The sequence below is a fragment of the Pleionea litopenaei genome (assembly GCF_031198435.1).
Classification (GTDB): Bacteria; Pseudomonadota; Gammaproteobacteria; order Enterobacterales; family Kangiellaceae; genus Pleionea; species Pleionea litopenaei.
On sequence record NZ_CP133548.1, the window covers coordinates 408072 to 425089 of the forward strand.

Sequence of the window (17018 nt, forward strand, 5' to 3'; positions counted from 1 at the left end):
TTCTTGGGGCCTCCAGTGTTTGCTGAACTTAAAGTGTTGCTAATTGATGATGATCAAAATCGTGCTCACGATATACAGGTGATTCTGGACTTTATTGGTGAGCAAACTGAAATTGCAACATCCGAAAACTGGTCTTCAAAACTGAAAGCATCCGATGAATACTTAGCCGTAGCGATTGGACAAACTGACCAATACAATAGTTTTGAATCCATTCTTGCCGAGATCCAAAAAGTATCTAAACGCATACCGGTATTAATGATCGGCGATGCGGCTTTTTCAGGACAAATTCCCGATGATTTAGCATTTCAAGTGGTCGGTCGCATAGATACACCTCCGAAATACAATGAGTTACTTGAAGTTTTACACGCTTGCCAAGAATGCCGAGGCAATCAACACGTATTAGAGCAGGGGCCTAAGCCATTAGAATTGTTTCGCAGTATGATCGGTGCGAGCGAAACAGTGCAATCGGTACGAACCTTGATTGCACAGGTTGCCAATAGTGATGCCAATGTTTTGATCCTTGGTGAGTCGGGGACTGGTAAAGAGGTGGCGGCGCGAAACATTCACTTTTTATCCGACCGAACGGAAAAACCCTTTGTTCCGGTTAATTGCGGTGCCATTCCTGGCGATTTACTGGAGTCTGAATTGTTTGGCCATGAGAAAGGCGCTTTTACTGGCGCATTGTCTTCGCGGCAGGGGCGATTCGAGCTCGCTCAAGGTGGTACTTTATTTCTCGATGAAATTGGAGACATGCCTTTAGCCATGCAAGTTAAAATTCTTCGAGTGTTGCAAGAGAAAAGTTTTGAGCGCGTGGGTGGAAATAAAACCATACAAGCAAACGTACGAATCGTTGCTGCGACACATCGTAATCTCGAAGAAGAGGTGGCGAAAGGGAATTTTCGTGAAGATTTGTACTATCGTTTAAATGTTTTTCCCATCGAAATGCCCGCTTTACGTGAACGAGCAGAAGATATCCCCTTATTGATCAATGAGTTAACCACTCGTCTCGAGAAACATGGCCGCGATGCGGTTCGCTTTAGTGGCAATGCCTTGTCTTCCTTAATGCGACATGATTGGCCCGGCAATGTTCGAGAGTTAGCCAACCTAGTGGAACGCATGTGCATATTGTTTCCGTACGGCGTCGTTGATGTTAATGAACTGCCGGAGAAGTATCAGTACTTAGATGGATTAACACCTTACCAGTCGCCCGAATTGGCCAAGCAGATCCAACAAGAAGAGCAAACGACGCCAAAGATAGAGGAGGTGGCTCAAAAGGAGACCATCGCAAAACTGCCCGAAGAAGGTTTAAATCTAAAAGAGTTTATGGCCAAGCTCGAAGTCGACTACATTCGAAAGTCGTTAGAGCAAAACGATTGGGTGGTGGCGCAAGCGGCACAGCAACTTGGAATGCGCCGTACAACCTTAGTTGAAAAAATGAAAAAGTACGACATACAACGCGTTAATGCCGAAGATCCTTCATAGACCTTTAAAGTATCTTTTATTTTATAAAGCTATCAACAATAATTCTCTTGATGCTTAAAGAGCATTGCCATCCATTTAAGCGTGGTTGCTTCCTAAGCGTAGTTGCTTCCTAAGCGCTTTTGCTTCTTAAGCGCTTTTGCTTCTTAAGCGCAGTTGCTTTGTCTGCCAGCCTGTCCATATTAATGCAAAACCCAGCGTATTTGTTATTTGCTGGTATCAGCCGCGCTTTCAATCCATTGAACGAGTCAATTAGAAAACCAAACTCCGAAGGTCGCGAGATCGCCAAAACTTTGACTTGTCATCGTTTTACTCCTTAAAACTATCATTAACTCACTGATAATAAAGGTAAAATAAAAGTAGGTATACTTATTGCTAACCTAGTTGATGTACAAATTTAGGTGTCAAAAAGGTGACCTATGACGTTTTCAAATAACTCATTTGCTCAAACAGCCTCTCAAGGGCAATCAGCATTCGATAAAGAAGCTAATGGCTTAAATATTGATCAATTACAGCATGCGTTCGAGCAATTTAATCGGTTATCAGAAAACTTTGTTCACTCTTACCAGAGTTTAGAAGGACAAGTCGAGTCGCTGGCCGATCGTTTAGCTGAAGAGGTTCAGAACAAACGAATTCAATTTGAAGAAAAAGAGCGTATGGCTTCACGCTTGCAAAATTTATTGGCCATTTTGCCCGCTGGCGTTGTGGTTTTAGATGGAGCCGGAAGAGTACAAGACTGTAACGCTGTTGCGATTGACTTGCTCGGTCGACCATTATTGGGTGAAACCTGGTTAAACATCATTAAACGCAGTTTTAGTCCGAGGTTCGATGATGGTTATGAGGTTTCGCTGAAAGATGGGCGACGCGTACACATTGAAACTCGTGCTTTGGATTACGAGCCCGGTCAACTGATTGTACTAACCGACTTAACCGAAACTCGAAAGCTGCAAGACAAAGTCAATCAAGACAAGCGTTTATCTAGTATGGGACGAATGATGGCTTCATTAGCTCATCAAATTCGAACGCCACTGTCTACCGCATTAATTTATGCTGAAAACCTTACCCAACCATCCATCGATGCAACGACTCGAGAAAAATTTGGTTCGAAGTTAGCGGATTGTTTGCAACATTTAGAACGACATATTACCGATATGTTGCAGTTTGCAAAAAGTGGTGGTCTACAGCTTTCAGAAGTTGAGTCGACAATTTTGGTGAAAAAGTTAACTCAGCATTTATTGGCTTTGTATCCAACCTTAGCTATTGATGTAAAGCCGATTCAAACGTGCTTACTAAATGTTAATTCTGATGCGTTATTCAGCGCGATCGGTAACCTTGTCGAAAATGCGTATCAAAGCTATTCAAATGAAGTGAATTCAAATGTTACTTGCGAGATAAAGGTGGCTGAAGGAAACCTAAACATTCGAGTGACCGATCAGGGCAAAGGGATTACCGAAGAGAAATTAGAGAAAGTATTTGATCCATTTTATACCACTCGAAGCGGTGGCACTGGATTAGGACTTGCTGTCGTTCATGGGGTAGCGAAAGCTCACCAGGGACGAGTGGAAATTGAATCAAAGCTTGGACAAGGAACCCAAGTGTCTATTGTTATTCCAACCTTTGAATGTTCAAAGTCGAAAGACTTGGAGCAGGAGGCAACACCACTATGAGCAGTACCCATGTTTTAGTCTTAGAAGATGACGCCATGCTTCGTGAAGCACTTGTTGACTCTTTGGCTATGTCGGGCTATCGAACAACCCAAGCAAAAGACATTGATGAGGCCATGGTTAAATGGTCAGAAGTCACACCTGATATTGTAGTCAGTGACGTTAATCTTGGTGAGCGAAACGGAAAAGAATTTCTTTCATTTGTGCGTCAAAAAGACATCGCAACACCGTTTATATTTATGACGGCTTACGGCACCATAGAAATGGCGGTGGAAGCTATGCAAAATGGTGCGAACGAATTCATTCAAAAACCATTTAAGCCACAAGCGCTGATGGAAATTGTTGAACGTTACCGTCATCAAGATGCGAATGATCAGGCGATTGTTAGTGACGAAAAAAGCATTCAGCTTTATCGCTTAGCCGAACGAATTGCCGCAACCGACTCGACGGTATTGCTTAATGGACCTAGCGGAGCTGGTAAAGAAGTCATGGCTCGATATATTCATAATCATTCAAATCGCAAAGATAAGCCTTTCATTGCTTTAAATTGTGCTGCGATTCCAGAAAATATGCTAGAGGCTACGTTATTTGGCTATGAAAAAGGAGCGTTTACGGGTGCTCACCAAGCATGTCCTGGAAAGTTCGAACAAGCACAAGGCGGCACGATTCTTCTTGATGAAATTTCAGAAATGGACCTCGCTTTACAAGCTAAGCTATTGCGCGTTTTACAAGAACGCGAAGTAGAGCGACTGGGTGGACGAAAAACAATTCAATTAGATGTTCGTGTCATTGCGACAACTAACCGCGATTTAAAAGTGGAGGTTTCTGAAAAGCGTTTTCGCGAAGATTTGTATTTTCGCTTGAATGTTTTTCCTTTAACTTGCCTTGGTTTAGCGCAACGACCTAATGATATTTTACCGCTTGCACAGCACATGCTTAAAAAGTATGCCGCACAAAATAAAATGCCAGTACCCAGTATTTCAGTTGCCGCGCAATCGGCTCTTATGAGTTACGCTTGGCCTGGAAATGTTCGTGAACTTGATAATGTAATTCAACGAGCATTGATTTTATGCAACGGACATAAAATTGAGTCTGAACACTTAATGTTTGAGTCGATTAGCAGCAATTTAGAAATTAAAGATGACGTTGATTCCGGAGAAGATATTTCAACGCTCGGCGCTGGTGTAAGACAACATGAGTTTCAGATTATTGTAGAAGCGCTAAAACAGTTTAACGGTAAAAAGAAAAAAGTTGCAGAAGAACTGGGTATCAGCCCCCGAACCTTGCGCTATAAGTTAGCAAAAATGCGCGAGTTAGGTTATGAAATGCCAGCTTAGTGAGGTAAAAAAATGACGCAAATTACACCACAACAATTATTGGCTCAGATGCGGCAGTTAACCGCAGCGGCTCAAAATACCACGCAACCAACAGCGGGCACGCAGAATCAAGCCTTCACCTCAGCTTTATCTGATGCATTGAAGACAGTCAATGACTATCAATCACAAGCTGCGGCAGCGGCTAACCGAATCGAATCGGGTGATGGCGGGGTCAGTTTGGTCAAAGCCATGATCGCATCGCAAAAATCCAGTGTCGCTTTCGATGCCGCGGTACAAGTTCGAAATCGAGTGGTCAGTGCGTATCAAGACATCATGAATATGCCGATTTAAAATGTTGGAGATAAGTCGTGGCTGAAGCAACATCTGAACTAAGTAATTTAAACTCTACGCCTAATTTCTTGCCGGGCATGAATAACTTAGGTGTTTTTAAACAACTGGGTTTAATGATTGGCCTAGCAGCCAGTGTCGCGTTGGGCGTTTTTCTGGTTTTATGGGGAAGCGAGCCGAATATGAGACCACTTGGCCAAATGGATCCTGCAACCTCACTTGATGTGGTTTCTTATCTTGAACAAAGCAATGTTCAGTATAAGATTGATGGAACTGGAAACATTTTGGTTGAGCAAGACAGCTTTCAGCGAATTAAAATGGAGCTAGCCGGACAAGGTGTGATGGTTGGCTCGCAATCTGATCAGTTGTTAGATCAAGAATCAGGTTTTGGCGTTTCTCAGCGCTTAGAGCAAGCTCGGTTGCAGCGAACACAAGAGCTGACATTAGCAAAAACGATCAGTGACTTTAGCGGTGTCCGAGCTGCAAAAGTGCACCTTGCGTTACCCAAAGAAACCGCATTTTTAAAGCATCGTCGTAAGCCATCCGCTTCGGTACTTCTCAATCTCTATCGCAATCAAACCATGGATAGCGAGCAAGTGCGAGCGATCGTCGATCTCGTAACAGGGAGCGTACCAAGCCTCGAAGCCTCTAAAGTGACGGTTACCGATCAGTTTGGACGTTTGCTGCACTCCGGGAGTCAAACCGATCAAGAACGAGAAACCAATCGTGAAATGAAATTGATTCGCGAACAACAGGCGGATTATCGTTCTAAAATTGAAGAAATTTTATTACCCATTGTTGGCGAAGGAAATTTCACTGTACAAGTGAATGTCGATATGGACTTCACTAAAAAAGAACAAACCCAACAAATTTATAATCCAGAACAACCCGCTATTCGTAGTGAGCGAACCTTAGAAGATTCGTCGAATTCAGCGAGTGCCTCCGGTGTTCCTGGGGCATTGAGTAATCAACCACCCGCAGCGGCTAATATTCCAGAGCAACTGCAACAACAAAACGCTCAGTTGGCGGAGAATCAAAGCAACGGTAACAAACGATTAGAAGCCGAAAGAAACTACGATCTAGATACAACGATAAGTCATATTCGTCAGCAAGTAGGGCAAGTCAAACAAGTGAGTGTCTCTGTTGGATTGGATTATGTTCCTGATGCACAAGACAACAATCAGTTAATTCCTCGAGCGCAGGAACAGGTTGATGATATCAATCGCTTAATTCGTGGAGCGATTGGCTTCAACGCGAATCGTGGCGATCGAGTCGAAATTGAAAGCTTTCGTTTTGTCCGACCAGAGAGAATTCCGGATCCTGCTCCATTGGCTTTTTATGAACAGCCGATTTTCGAAGCTCTTTGGAAACCGGTAACGGCCCTGTTATTAGGTTTGCTTTTAATATTTGGTTTACTTAAGCCATTAATGAATAAGTTAACCACACAGCCTCATGTTCCTATCGCAACGCCCGACGAAGATGATCTATCATTAGGAATGGGCGATGATAAGCTGAGTCTTGAACATGACTCGACATTAGAATTACCAGGCCCGAGTTTAGCTGGCTCTCCGAAAGGTGAACGAGCCAAAGCGATTGCGGGCAATGATCCAACCATGGTGGCACAATTAGTGAGAAACTGGGTAGAAGAAGATGAGTGAAGAAGCTCAAGCTAAACCGGAAGAAAAGAAAAAGGAAAAGCCGAGTTACAGTGGTACTGAAAAGGCTGCCGTTCTATTACTTTCTCTTGGCGAAGAAAATGCCGCTCAGGTTCTGAAACATATGGGGCCAAAAGAGGTGCAAAAAATTGGCCTTGCGATGGCCTCTTTGAAAAATGTTGAGAAAGAGTCGGTTGAAGGTGTGTTGGATGAATTTCTAGAGAAAGTTGAAGATCAAACCGGTATTGGAATTGGAACGGAAGACTATATTAAGAATACTTTGAAGTCAGCACTCGGAGATGACAAAGCCGATGCATTGATTGATCGCATTTTACTGGGAGCCAATACCAAAGGTCTCGATACATTGAAGTGGATGGATCCTCGTGCGGTTGCAGACATCATTCGATACGAACACCCTCAGATTCAATCCATTGTTTTATCCTATTTGGATCCTGACCAAAGTGCCGAGATTATGGGACTGTTTCCAGAGAAAGTTCGTCTCGATCTGGCCCTACGTATTTCCGCCTTAGAGTCGGTACAGCCGACGGCACTCCAGGAATTAAACACCATCATGGAAAAACAGTTTTCTGGGAGTACCTCATCTAAGGCTGCTCAGATTGGCGGTGTGAAAAAAGTTGCGGATATCATGAACTTTTTGGATACCGGCATAGAAAGCTTATTAATTGAAAATATTAAAGAAGTCGATGAAGATCTAGGTCAGCAAATTCAAGACATGATGTTTGTCTTTGATAATCTGGTGGATGTTGATGATCGTGGAATTCAATCACTGCTTCGAGAGATTTCAACCGATACATTGGTCTTAGCCTTAAAAGGTGCTGACGAAGCGATTAAGGAAAAAGTGTTCAATAATATGTCGAAACGGGCTGCTGAATTAATGAAAGATGATCTTGATGCAATGGGGCCTGTGAAAGTAAGTGAAGTTGAAAATGCTCAGAAAGAAATTCTTTCCGTCGCTAGACGAATGGCTGACGCTGGTGAAATTGTTCTCGGTGGAGTTGGCGAGGATATGATCTAATTAGAATATGATCTAATTAGAATCATGATCTAATAAAAATCATGATCGAATTAAAGGCATCATCTAATGCAAGACATGGTCTAAACCAGAGTGAATAGAAAGAAAATTGTACAAGAGAGTTTGAGCTGATTAAGTTCGATCAGAGAAAATCTGATTTAAGAGAAGATGAATGAAACAATTAAGAGCGTTACATCTTGAATAAGTTGAAGCAAGAGAACAATGAGCTTGACACTAGGGATCCGATGACGGTTGGACAAGGTGATTCTGATCAGCACGAGCTCGGAGTTATCGATGCCTCTGATGCCGAGTCGTCGGAGCGCTGGGAATTACCATCATTTGATCAGCGACAAAGAGGTAGAAAAGCAAAAGAAGAAGCAGAAGCGCCAAAATTACCAACGGCACAAGAAATTGCTGCGATTCGAGAGGCTGCTTATGAAGAAGGCATGCAGCAAGGATTAGACGCAGGTCGACAGCAAGCTAAACAAGAATTAGCTAAAATGGCAAAGCAGTTTGAAGCCTTGATGCAAGAGCTAGAACATCCATTTAAACAACAAGAAGAACAATTGACCGAAGAGTTCGCTGAGTTGGCGATGATGGCTACTCGTCATATCATCCGACGTGAACTGCAACAAGATCCGCAACAAATCATTGCGGTGATTCGTGATAGCATAAAATTACTTCCTAGTTATCGCCGTCAAGTCATGATTCAATTGCATCCTGAAGACGCCAATTTGGTCCGCGAAACTTTTTCTGTCGGTAAACAGCAAGAAAGTAGCTGGATCATTGCCGATGATCCTTCGATCGCCCGGGGCGGCTGTTTAATTACCACGGATACCTCGAGAATTGATGCAACGTTAGAAAAACGGATCGCCGAACTATTCAATCATATTTTTGGTGATGTAAGACGCAGCGAAACTCGAAACTCGGAAGAGGCCTCTGAGTCAGCTCCTTCAAATCAGCGACAGGAGCCCTAATTTAATTATGTCAGAATCCAGTCGCTATCAGTTTGATTTGTTGAAGCAATTAAAAATGTGCGAAGACAAATTCGTTAATGCACCAGAGCTGCAAGTGGAAGGCCGCTTAACTCGAATGGTTGGTTTAACGCTTGAGGCTGTAGGGTGCCAGGTGAACATAGGCGAGCGTTGCTTGGTTACGACGCATCAAGGTACGCAAGAACCGGCGGAAGTCGTTGGCTTTTCTGACGATAAAATCTATTTAATGCCGACTGGCGACATTCAAGGGCTTGGTCCGGGTGCTGCGGTTATCCCAACGGGAAAAACCGCAAGCGTTGCAGTAGGAGAAGAGTTACTTGGGCGTGTGCTCGACGGCTACGGAAATCCGTTGGATTTTGGGAAACCCCTGAACACTAAAGATGCTTACCCCTTACAAGGTAAGCCAATTAATCCACTGCGACGTCATCCGATAGACGCGCCGCTTGATGTGGGCGTCGCGGCCATTAATGCCTTACTCACGGTTGGCCGAGGTCAACGGATGGGGTTATTTGCTGGGAGTGGTGTCGGTAAGTCGGTGTTGTTAGGAATGATGACACGCTTTACCTCAGCTGACGTTATTGTGGTGGGTTTAATTGGTGAACGGGGTAGAGAGGTCCAAGAATTTATTGAGCATATTTTGGGTGAAGAGGGTCGCAAACGCGCCGTCGTAGTAGCGGTGCCTGCCGATAATTCACCATTGATGCGACTGCAAGGGGCTATGGTGGCTACCAGTATCGCTGAGTATTTCCGGGATAAAGGCAAGAATGTGCTATTGTTAATGGACTCCTTAACGCGTTTTTGTCAGGCACAACGAGAGATAGCCTTGGCGATTGGCGAACCTCCCGCCACTAAAGGTTATCCACCGTCTGTGTTTGCTAAGCTCCCACAGTTAGTTGAAAGAGCTGGAAATGCTGAAAAGGGTGGTGGCTCTATCACGGCCTTTTATACGGTACTTGCTGAAGGGGATGATCAACAAGATCCCATTGCCGATGCAGCGAGAGCGATATTAGATGGTCACGTCGTATTATCGAGAGATTTAGCCGACGAAGGGCATTACCCAGCGATTGATATAGAGCAATCGGTCAGTCGAGCGATTACGCAAATTAGTGAAGATGAGCATCTGTTTAATGTGCGTGCTCTTAAGCGTATTTACGCAACGTTTATGCGTAACCGTGACTTAATTAACATTGGTGCTTACGAAAGAGGAAGTGACAGAGAAATTGATGAAGCCATCGCCTTGATGCCGCAAATTAGGGCGTTCTTACAACAAAATGTGAGTGAAAGTCGTTCAATGAGTGAGAGTTTAGAAGGACTGCAAGATCTTTTGAATCAAGTTGAAGAGCCACCTAGACAAGCCATGAGGACACAATGAAGCCAGTATCACAGCGAATCGAACCGGTTAAGAAAGTTGCTCAACAACGAGAGCAGCGAGCGGCCGACCAACTGAATAAAACGCAAACCGATTACCAGTCAGCGCAACACAAATTGCATGAATTGGTTCAGTATCGAACGGATTATTTAGCGGAATTTCAATATCGGGCGGCGAAAGGAATGTCAGGTATTCAATTGCAACACTATAAAAGTTTTCTAAGTCAGCTCGATAAGGCAATTGCCGCTCAGCAGCAACAAATTTTACAGTTGCAAACTCAAGTATCTCAAAGCAGAAAGCAGTGGCAGTCGCAGAACCAGCGAACTCAAGCGGTGAATAAATACCAAGATAAATTAAAGCAAAAAGAGCGCCTACAATCAGAACGTAAGCAAGCACGGGTGCTAGAAGATGATTTTAATAGCCAAACTCACACCACGCACTAGTTTCCGCATTTCAACTACTTTATTTTAAGTGGTTGAAATAAAACAATTATCTTTATGTTCATTGATACGCCAAGTCAGAAGAAAAATCCGCTCTATTTTTAGCAAACTTTCTAATATCTGCTATAACCTAACTATCTGTAATTACTTTTTGTGAGCGGCTATGTCAGACAAAGCTTCATTCGCTTGTGGAAGTGACCTTAATATTCAGTCGGCAAGTAAATTAAAAGCTCGTCTGGAAAAAACATTAGAGAAGCAAGTTAAGACATACACATTAAATGCGAGCAAGGTTGAGAAGGTCGATACGGCAGGTTTGCAGCTGTTGATTGCTTTTGTCCAAGAAGCGATGAGTCAAGGCAGTGAGATTCAATGGCAAAAGCCCAATGATGTTTTCTTAAACTCAACTAAACTTTTAGGTATGCAACAACAATTAAACATTTCTGTTGATGGGGGAGAAGCTCTATGACCAAAATCCTTGCTGTGGATGACTCTAGTTCTATGCGACAAATGGTGTCATTTACACTCAAGAGCGCTGGTTACGATGTCGATGATGCTGCAGACGGGCAACAAGCTCTTAAATTAGCTCAGGGTAAGCAATACGACGTGGTTATTTCGGACGTGAACATGCCCGTTATGGATGGAATCACTTTGGTCAAAAATCTTCGGCAGCTCCCAGCTTACAGGTTCACTCCAATTTTGATGTTGACCACTGAATCTGCGGGAGACAAAAAATCTGAAGGAAAGCAAGCGGGTGCAACCGGATGGATTGTTAAGCCATTTAATCCTGACCAGTTAGTTGCGACGGTACAAAAAGTTTTAGGATAGACAACCAAATCTCGATGAAGCGCTGCAATAGGTTATTCCATAATTAGCCTAAAGGATGAAAGCGGAAATATGAGTATTGATTTAAGTCAGTTTCACCAAGTTTTCTTCGAAGAAAGCTTCGATGGCTTGGAGGTAATGGAACAGAATTTACTCGGCTTAACCCCTGAGAGTTCAGACCCAGAAGTTATCAATACGATATTTCGAGCAGCGCATTCTATTAAAGGCGGCAGTGCGACTTTTCATTTTACCTCAGTTGCTGAATTTACTCATATTCTAGAAACCCTTCTTGATGAGATGCGTAACGGCGAGAGAGCCGTTACGACGCCAATGGTTGATTTGTTATTGCAGTCGGTTGATTGCTTGCGAAACATGTTGAGCAAACTACAAGATGATCAGCCCGTTGAACATGCTGATTATGCTGAATTGGAAGCGGCTTTGAAAAAAGCCATTGATAACGATGGTGACCATGAAAGTGTCAACCAACAAGCGTCCGATTTAACGTCAAAGGAGGCACCCAGTACCGCTGGACTAGAGTCTGATGCTTCTGCTCAGCATTCAGAAGACTCAGCATGGTTAATCACCTTTATTCCCGAGCCACAGATTTTACAAACGGGTAATGAACCCATTCGAATGTTTCGAGAGTTAAATCTTCTTGGTGAAATAAAGGTGGTGTCGCAAATCTTGGAACTGCCAACACTCGCTGAAATGGATGAGACCTTGTGTTATAGCCAATGGATGATCGGTCTGTTCGCAGAGGTCGACGAATCTGCTATTCGTGAAGTATTTGAGTGGGTCGACGATGAGTGTGAGCTTAAGCTCGAAGCATTAACGGAAGATCAAGTGAATGCTCGACTCTCTGGAGAACCGCTTCCCGAGCAAACACTTTCTGAACCAGAACGCGCTAATGCGCCCGGTTCAAAACAGGATAAGATTGCGGACAAAAATGCTAAGGCGTCTGCGCAATCGACATCTGCATCTCCGAACAAACCGCAATCTAATTCGAACACTGATTTACAGGTTAGGGATAAAAGTGAAGTAAAAGATCCGAATCAGGCGAACAAGTCAGCGCCTGTGGCTACCGGTGGAAGTTCGATACGGGTAAGTATCGATAAAGTCGACAGTTTAATTAATCTGGTTGGCGAATTAGTCATTACTCAGTCGATGCTTGGGCAAATGGGTGAAGACTTTAATATTACTAAGCTCGAACGTTTAAAGGAAGGCTTGATTCAGTTGGAGCAGAATACTCGAGAGTTGCAAGAGAGTGTTATGCAAATTCGAATGCTGCCCATTAGCTTTGTATTTAACCGCTTTCCGAGAATGATTCGAGATCTCTCCAGCCGTTTAAATAAGAAAGTAGAGTTGGAGATTTTTGGTGAAAATACTGAATTAGATAAAACGGTAATGGAGCAAATCGGAGATCCTTTGGTTCATTTGGTTCGAAACTCATTGGACCATGGTATCGAAACCCCTGATAAACGAGCCGCAGCCGGAAAAAGCGAAACTGGAAAAGTACAGTTAAATGCTTTCCATCAAGGTGGCAATATCGTTATCGAAATCATCGATGATGGTGCTGGCATTAACCGAGAGCGAGTTTTAAATAAAGCCATAGAACGCGGTTTGGTGTCTGAACAACAAGAGTTGTCTGACGAAGATGTCTATCAGTTAGTGTTTGAGCCAGGTTTCTCTACAGCCGAAAGTATTTCAGATGTGTCTGGACGTGGTGTCGGCATGGACGTCGTGAAAAAGAATATTCAATCACTGGGTGGCAGTGTTGAAGTTCGCTCGGAGCCCGGATTTGGAAGTACGTTTACCATTCGCTTGCCATTGACTCTTGCCATTCTAGATGGCCAGCTGATTCGTGTTGGTAATCAAATTTATGTGGTGCCTCTCACGTCAATTGTTGAATCACTGCAAATCAAAACTCATGAGGTTGTCAGTATTACAGGAAGTTTTGACGTGTATAAGTTACGTGACGATCATGTGCCAATTTTAAGACTGTACGAAACATTTGAGGTGAAACCAGACTTTACTGACTACAACGATACCGTGTTAGTTGTGGTCGAGGTTGGTGGTAAGAAAGTCGGATTTATGGTCGATGAGCTGCTCGCCCAGCAACAAGTGGTGATAAAGAGTTTAGAAACAAACTTTATTTCGATAGAAGGTATTTCTGGCGCGACCATACTCGGTGATGGAAAAGTTGCATTGATATTGGATATTCTAGGAATGCTCAATCGATTAAATAAACAAAAAAGCTCGTCTAAGGGGATCGCAGCATGAGTGAACTCCTCGAGATAGAAAACGATTCCCTTCCGATTGAAATTGAATATAACGAAGACCAGGTGCATGAGAATTTAGGCGCCGAATATCTTGGCTTTGATTTACAAGGTGAAACCTATTGCGTTGATATTCTTTCGGTAAAAGAAATTCGAGGTTGGACTGAGCCTACTGCGCTTCCCAATTCGCCGAAATATGTTAAAGGGATTATTAATATTCGAGGCGATATTGTTCCAATTCTTGATATACGTGATCGCTATGGCATGAAACATAAAGACTACAATAAAACCACCGTTATTATGATTCTTAATATTCAAGAAGAGAAAAAGTCGAGAGTGATGGGAATCGTCGTTGATGCTGTTAATGACGTATTGAATATAAAGCCCGAAGAGATCAAAGAAGCTCCAAAAAGTGGGCATAAGCTGAATGATGAGAATATTGAAGGTTTATACAATAATAAAGATAAAGTTTATGTCATTCTTTCTGTTATGTCGCTCTTAGATTTAGCTGATATCAAAAAGCATTACAGTAAACAGTTCTCTACGGAGTTTTCTGAATGACTGGCCAGATGCACCAATATTTATCCTTTGACTTAGACTCTAATGAGTACGCAGTAAGTATTCTAAGAATTCAAGAGATACGAGGATACGAAAAAACCAAATCGTTACCCAATGTTCCCAAGTACATCGTCGGTGTAATTAATCTTAGAGGTTCTGTCATTCCCATCGTCGATTTGCGGCTCAGGTTTGGTTTAGAAAAAAGGGACTACACGGCAACCACCGTTGTGATTATTGTGCACATTAAATTTAATGGTCGGTATAGAAAGGTAGGTATTATTGTTGATGCGGTTAATGAAGTCTATGACGTGCCAGATAATCAAATTCAAGAATGTACTGAGATAATGCAAGAGATAGATATTCGGTTTGTCAAAGGTATTACTACCATCAGTGATGCCATGATCACCATTATTGATCTAGATAAGGTTTTTAACTTTAAAGAAGTTGAAGCAGCTGTGGCCGTCCAGTAAGCGGTGAGCTGAAACAATGAAATGAAATTTATTGTTGGAGAAATATTATGTTAGCAAAACTTTTTGGAAGCAGTCAGGAAAGCGGTGCTGATAAAAAAGTCGATTTAATGAAATCTTCACTCGTCGATTTGACCACCGTGAACTTAATGATTGCGGACCTCTCCGGCAAGATTCTCTATATGAATGATTCTGTAGAACAAATGCTTCGTGGCCGTGAAAGCAAAATTAAGGAAGCACTACCTAACTTTAACGTTTCTTCAATCGTCGGGAGTAATTTTGCGCAGTATCATAAAAATCCAGCTCATCAACAAAATCTGCTCTCTAATCCTGATAACTTGCCTTATGAGAGTGAAATAGAAGTTGCTGGTCTGTCATTTCGATTAAAAGCATTCGCGCTTAGAGATTCACAGGGTATTCATATTGGTAACGCAGTACAGTGGGAAGATATTACTGAGCATAAAAAACGTGCCGTCGAAATAGGGCGACTAGCCTCTACCGTTGAAAATGCAACGGTCAATATCATGATGGCGGATAATGATGGCAACATCATGTACATGAACCCGGCCGTTCAATCGATGTTGAAAGGTCGCGAAACGCAACTTAGAACAGTGATTCCTGACTTTTCTGTTGATAAATTGATTGGTCAAAACTTCGATCGCTTTCATCGAAACCCGGCACATCAGAGAAACTTGTTAGCGGATGAAAGTAAGTTGCCGTATCAATCAGAGATCAATGTCGCAGGTCTCGATTTCCGGTTAACCGCATTTGCATTGAAAGATAATGAAGGTAATCGTATTGGTAGTTCGGTGCAATGGGAAGATATTACCGAAGAGAAAATTGCCAATAAACAAATTGGACAACTTACTTCAACGGTTGAGAACGCCACCGTCAATATCATGATGGCTGATAATAATTTCAATATCACCTATATGAACCCATCTCTTATCAAAACACTAAAGCGTCGAGAGTCGCAGGTACGACGTGAGTTGCCTGGCTTCGATGTGGATAAGCTAATTGGTAAGAATATCGATGAGTTTCATAAGAATCCGAGTCACCAACGGTCAATTTTAAGTGATGAAAATCGACTTCCGTTTAGCTCTGATATTACGGTCGCTGGAATCAAATTTCGGCTGACAGCATTTTCGTTAAAGGATAAAGATGGCAATCGAATTGGCAGTTGTGTGCAATGGGAAGATTTGATGGCGGATGAAGAGTTTGCCAACTTTGCTGGACAAATTCATGCCATTAGTAAGTCAAACGCGGTTATTGAGTTCAAAATGGATGGAACCATTATGACGGCGAATGACAACTTTTGTAATGTGTTGGGTTATCGCGAAAGCGAAATTGTTGGCCAACATCATCGAATATTTGTTGAATCTTCTGAGGCGAACTCAAGGGAATATCAGCAGTTCTGGGAACAGTTGGGCCGTGGTGAATTTCAAACCGGTGAATACAAGCGAATCACTAAAAGTGGTGAAGAAATTTGGATTTCTGCTTCTTATAATCCGATTTTAGACATGGATGGAAAACCCTTTAAGGTGGTCAAGTATGCGACCGATGTGACGCCACGGGTTAGAGCCGTTGCGTTGATTCGCGATGCCCTACAGTCGCTTTCTGACGGCGACTTAACTAAACCGATTGAAGAAATGGTTGACCCAGATTTCGAGACGTTAAAGCAAGCAATGAATACCACCATTGAGCGACTTAACTCGATGGTTATTTCGATCATTGAAGCGAGTAGCCATGTTTCGAGTTCTGCGAAGGAGATTTCACTGGGTAACGCCGATTTAAGTCAACGCACTGAAGAGCAGGCGTCAAGCTTAGAAGAAACCGCGTCGAGTATGGAAGAGTTTACCAGTACTGTGCGAGAAAACGCTTCTAATGCCAAGAATGCCTCTACACTTGCCGATAATGCGAAAGAGTTGGCTGAAAAAGGAGGCTTGGTGGTTGGTAAAACCGTTGAAGCGATGCAAGAGATTGAAGCCTCTTCGAAGAAGATTTCCGATATTATCGGTGTCATTGATGAAATCGCCTTCCAAACGAATTTATTAGCGCTGAACGCTTCGGTTGAGGCGGCGAGAGCCGGCGATCAAGGACGCGGTTTTGCGGTAGTAGCGGCAGAGGTGAGAAACCTAGCGCAACGCAGCGCCGATGCAGCGAAAGAAATTAAAGAGCTAATTCAAGACAGCGTCACTAAGGTATCGGATGGCAGCAAGTTGGTTGCTGAATCTGGCGATACATTGAATGATATTGTGTCATCAGTCGCTGATGTTTCAAAAATTATTAATGACATCGACAATGCATCACAGGAACAAGCATCAGGTATTGAACAGGTCAATGAGGCCGTTAGCCAAATGGATGAAATGACGCAGCAAAATGCGGCATTAGTGGAAGAGGCTGCAGCGTCAGCTGAATCACTCGAGGAGCAAAGTGCGAACCTTTTAGAAATGATGAGATTCTTCAATACGGGTGACGATAATGTCGGAAAACGCGGGCTGAAATCTCCCGTTAAACGAAATAATGTTCCTGCCGCTCAACCTCAAGTAGGGGGTGGAGACGATGATTGGGAAGAATTCTAGAAGACACTTAGTCG

At 43.0% G+C, this 17018-nt stretch carries 15 protein-coding genes; all 15 read left to right on the plus strand.

What is annotated here, in order from left to right; genetic code table 11:
* Positions 1 to 15: 15 nt before the first annotated feature.
* Positions 16 to 1482 carry a sigma-54 dependent transcriptional regulator gene (locus Q9312_RS01740; protein WP_309202801.1) on the plus strand — a complete coding sequence of 489 codons (1467 nt, stop codon included), beginning with the start codon at positions 16 to 18 and terminating at the stop codon, positions 1480 to 1482.
* 416 nt (positions 1483 to 1898) lie between these two features.
* Positions 1899 to 3146, plus strand: coding sequence for a sensor histidine kinase (locus tag Q9312_RS01745; RefSeq protein WP_309202802.1), 1248 nt, complete (start codon positions 1899 to 1901; stop codon positions 3144 to 3146).
* The gene (locus tag Q9312_RS01750; RefSeq protein WP_309202803.1) at positions 3143 to 4480 is read left to right on the plus strand and encodes a sigma-54-dependent transcriptional regulator; all 1338 of its coding nucleotides are present in this window, start codon (positions 3143 to 3145) and stop codon (positions 4478 to 4480) included. Before Q9312_RS01745 ends, Q9312_RS01750 begins: the two co-directional genes overlap by 4 nt.
* Positions 4481 to 4492: 12 nt before the next feature.
* Complete coding sequence (fliE, locus tag Q9312_RS01755; protein WP_309202804.1) at positions 4493 to 4810, plus strand: flagellar hook-basal body complex protein FliE; 318 nt, start codon at positions 4493 to 4495, stop codon at positions 4808 to 4810.
* A gap of 17 nt (positions 4811 to 4827) precedes the next feature.
* Complete coding sequence (fliF, locus tag Q9312_RS01760) at positions 4828 to 6465, plus strand: flagellar basal-body MS-ring/collar protein FliF (RefSeq protein ID WP_309202806.1); 1638 nt, start codon at positions 4828 to 4830, stop codon at positions 6463 to 6465.
* Positions 6458 to 7498 carry a flagellar motor switch protein FliG gene (fliG, locus tag Q9312_RS01765; RefSeq protein ID WP_309202807.1) on the plus strand — a complete coding sequence of 347 codons (1041 nt, stop codon included), beginning with the start codon at positions 6458 to 6460 and terminating at the stop codon, positions 7496 to 7498. Before fliF ends, fliG begins: the two co-directional genes overlap by 8 nt.
* Positions 7499 to 7692: 194 nt before the next feature.
* Positions 7693 to 8472, plus strand: a complete 780-nt coding sequence (locus tag Q9312_RS01770) for a flagellar assembly protein FliH (RefSeq protein ID WP_309202808.1) — start codon at positions 7693 to 7695, stop codon at positions 8470 to 8472.
* 7 nt (positions 8473 to 8479) lie between these two features.
* Complete coding sequence (gene fliI, locus Q9312_RS01775) at positions 8480 to 9862, plus strand: flagellar protein export ATPase FliI (protein WP_435408353.1); 1383 nt, start codon at positions 8480 to 8482, stop codon at positions 9860 to 9862.
* Positions 9859 to 10302, plus strand: coding sequence for a flagellar export protein FliJ (fliJ, locus tag Q9312_RS01780; RefSeq protein ID WP_309202809.1), 444 nt, complete (start codon positions 9859 to 9861; stop codon positions 10300 to 10302). The genes fliI and fliJ overlap by 4 nt, the downstream gene beginning before the upstream one ends.
* 160 nt (positions 10303 to 10462) lie before the next feature.
* Positions 10463 to 10765 carry an STAS domain-containing protein gene (locus Q9312_RS01785; RefSeq protein WP_309202810.1) on the plus strand — a complete coding sequence of 101 codons (303 nt, stop codon included), beginning with the start codon at positions 10463 to 10465 and terminating at the stop codon, positions 10763 to 10765.
* A complete protein-coding gene (locus Q9312_RS01790) occupies positions 10762 to 11124 on the plus strand; it encodes a response regulator (RefSeq protein WP_309202811.1) in 363 nt (120 codons plus the stop codon). Before Q9312_RS01785 ends, Q9312_RS01790 begins: the two co-directional genes overlap by 4 nt.
* A 69-nt stretch (positions 11125 to 11193) precedes the next feature.
* The gene (locus tag Q9312_RS01795) at positions 11194 to 13401 is read left to right on the plus strand and encodes a chemotaxis protein CheA (protein WP_309202812.1); all 2208 of its coding nucleotides are present in this window, start codon (positions 11194 to 11196) and stop codon (positions 13399 to 13401) included.
* Positions 13398 to 13958, plus strand: coding sequence for a chemotaxis protein CheW (locus Q9312_RS01800; RefSeq protein ID WP_309202813.1), 561 nt, complete (start codon positions 13398 to 13400; stop codon positions 13956 to 13958). The genes Q9312_RS01795 and Q9312_RS01800 overlap by 4 nt, the downstream gene beginning before the upstream one ends.
* Entirely contained in the window at positions 13955 to 14425 is a 471-nt protein-coding gene (locus Q9312_RS01805) for a chemotaxis protein CheW (RefSeq protein WP_309202814.1), read from the plus strand. Before Q9312_RS01800 ends, Q9312_RS01805 begins: the two co-directional genes overlap by 4 nt.
* 47 nt (positions 14426 to 14472) lie before the next feature.
* A complete protein-coding gene (locus Q9312_RS01810) occupies positions 14473 to 17004 on the plus strand; it encodes a methyl-accepting chemotaxis protein (protein ID WP_309202815.1) in 2532 nt (843 codons plus the stop codon).
* Positions 17005 to 17018: the final 14 nt, after the last annotated feature.

Excerpts from the sequence above, each read along its gene's own strand:
- Q9312_RS01745 (WP_309202802.1), top strand. The coding sequence starts at position 1,899 with ATGACGTTTTCAAATAACTCATTTGCTCAAACAGCCTCTCAAGGGCAA.
- Q9312_RS01750 (WP_309202803.1), top strand. The coding sequence starts at position 3,143 with ATGAGCAGTACCCATGTTTTAGTCTTAGAAGATGACGCCATGCTTCGT.
- fliE (WP_309202804.1), top strand. The coding sequence starts at position 4,493 with ATGACGCAAATTACACCACAACAATTATTGGCTCAGATGCGGCAGTTA.
- fliG (WP_309202807.1), top strand. The coding sequence starts at position 6,458 with ATGAGTGAAGAAGCTCAAGCTAAACCGGAAGAAAAGAAAAAGGAAAAG.
- fliI (WP_435408353.1), top strand. The coding sequence starts at position 8,480 with ATGTCAGAATCCAGTCGCTATCAGTTTGATTTGTTGAAGCAATTAAAA.
- fliJ (WP_309202809.1), top strand. The coding sequence starts at position 9,859 with ATGAAGCCAGTATCACAGCGAATCGAACCGGTTAAGAAAGTTGCTCAA.
- Q9312_RS01785 (WP_309202810.1), top strand. The coding sequence starts at position 10,463 with ATGTCAGACAAAGCTTCATTCGCTTGTGGAAGTGACCTTAATATTCAG.
- Q9312_RS01790 (WP_309202811.1), top strand. The coding sequence starts at position 10,762 with ATGACCAAAATCCTTGCTGTGGATGACTCTAGTTCTATGCGACAAATG.
- Q9312_RS01795 (WP_309202812.1), top strand. The coding sequence starts at position 11,194 with ATGAGTATTGATTTAAGTCAGTTTCACCAAGTTTTCTTCGAAGAAAGC.
- Q9312_RS01800 (WP_309202813.1), top strand. The coding sequence starts at position 13,398 with ATGAGTGAACTCCTCGAGATAGAAAACGATTCCCTTCCGATTGAAATT.
- Q9312_RS01805 (WP_309202814.1), top strand. The coding sequence starts at position 13,955 with ATGACTGGCCAGATGCACCAATATTTATCCTTTGACTTAGACTCTAAT.
- Q9312_RS01810 (WP_309202815.1), top strand. The coding sequence starts at position 14,473 with ATGTTAGCAAAACTTTTTGGAAGCAGTCAGGAAAGCGGTGCTGATAAA.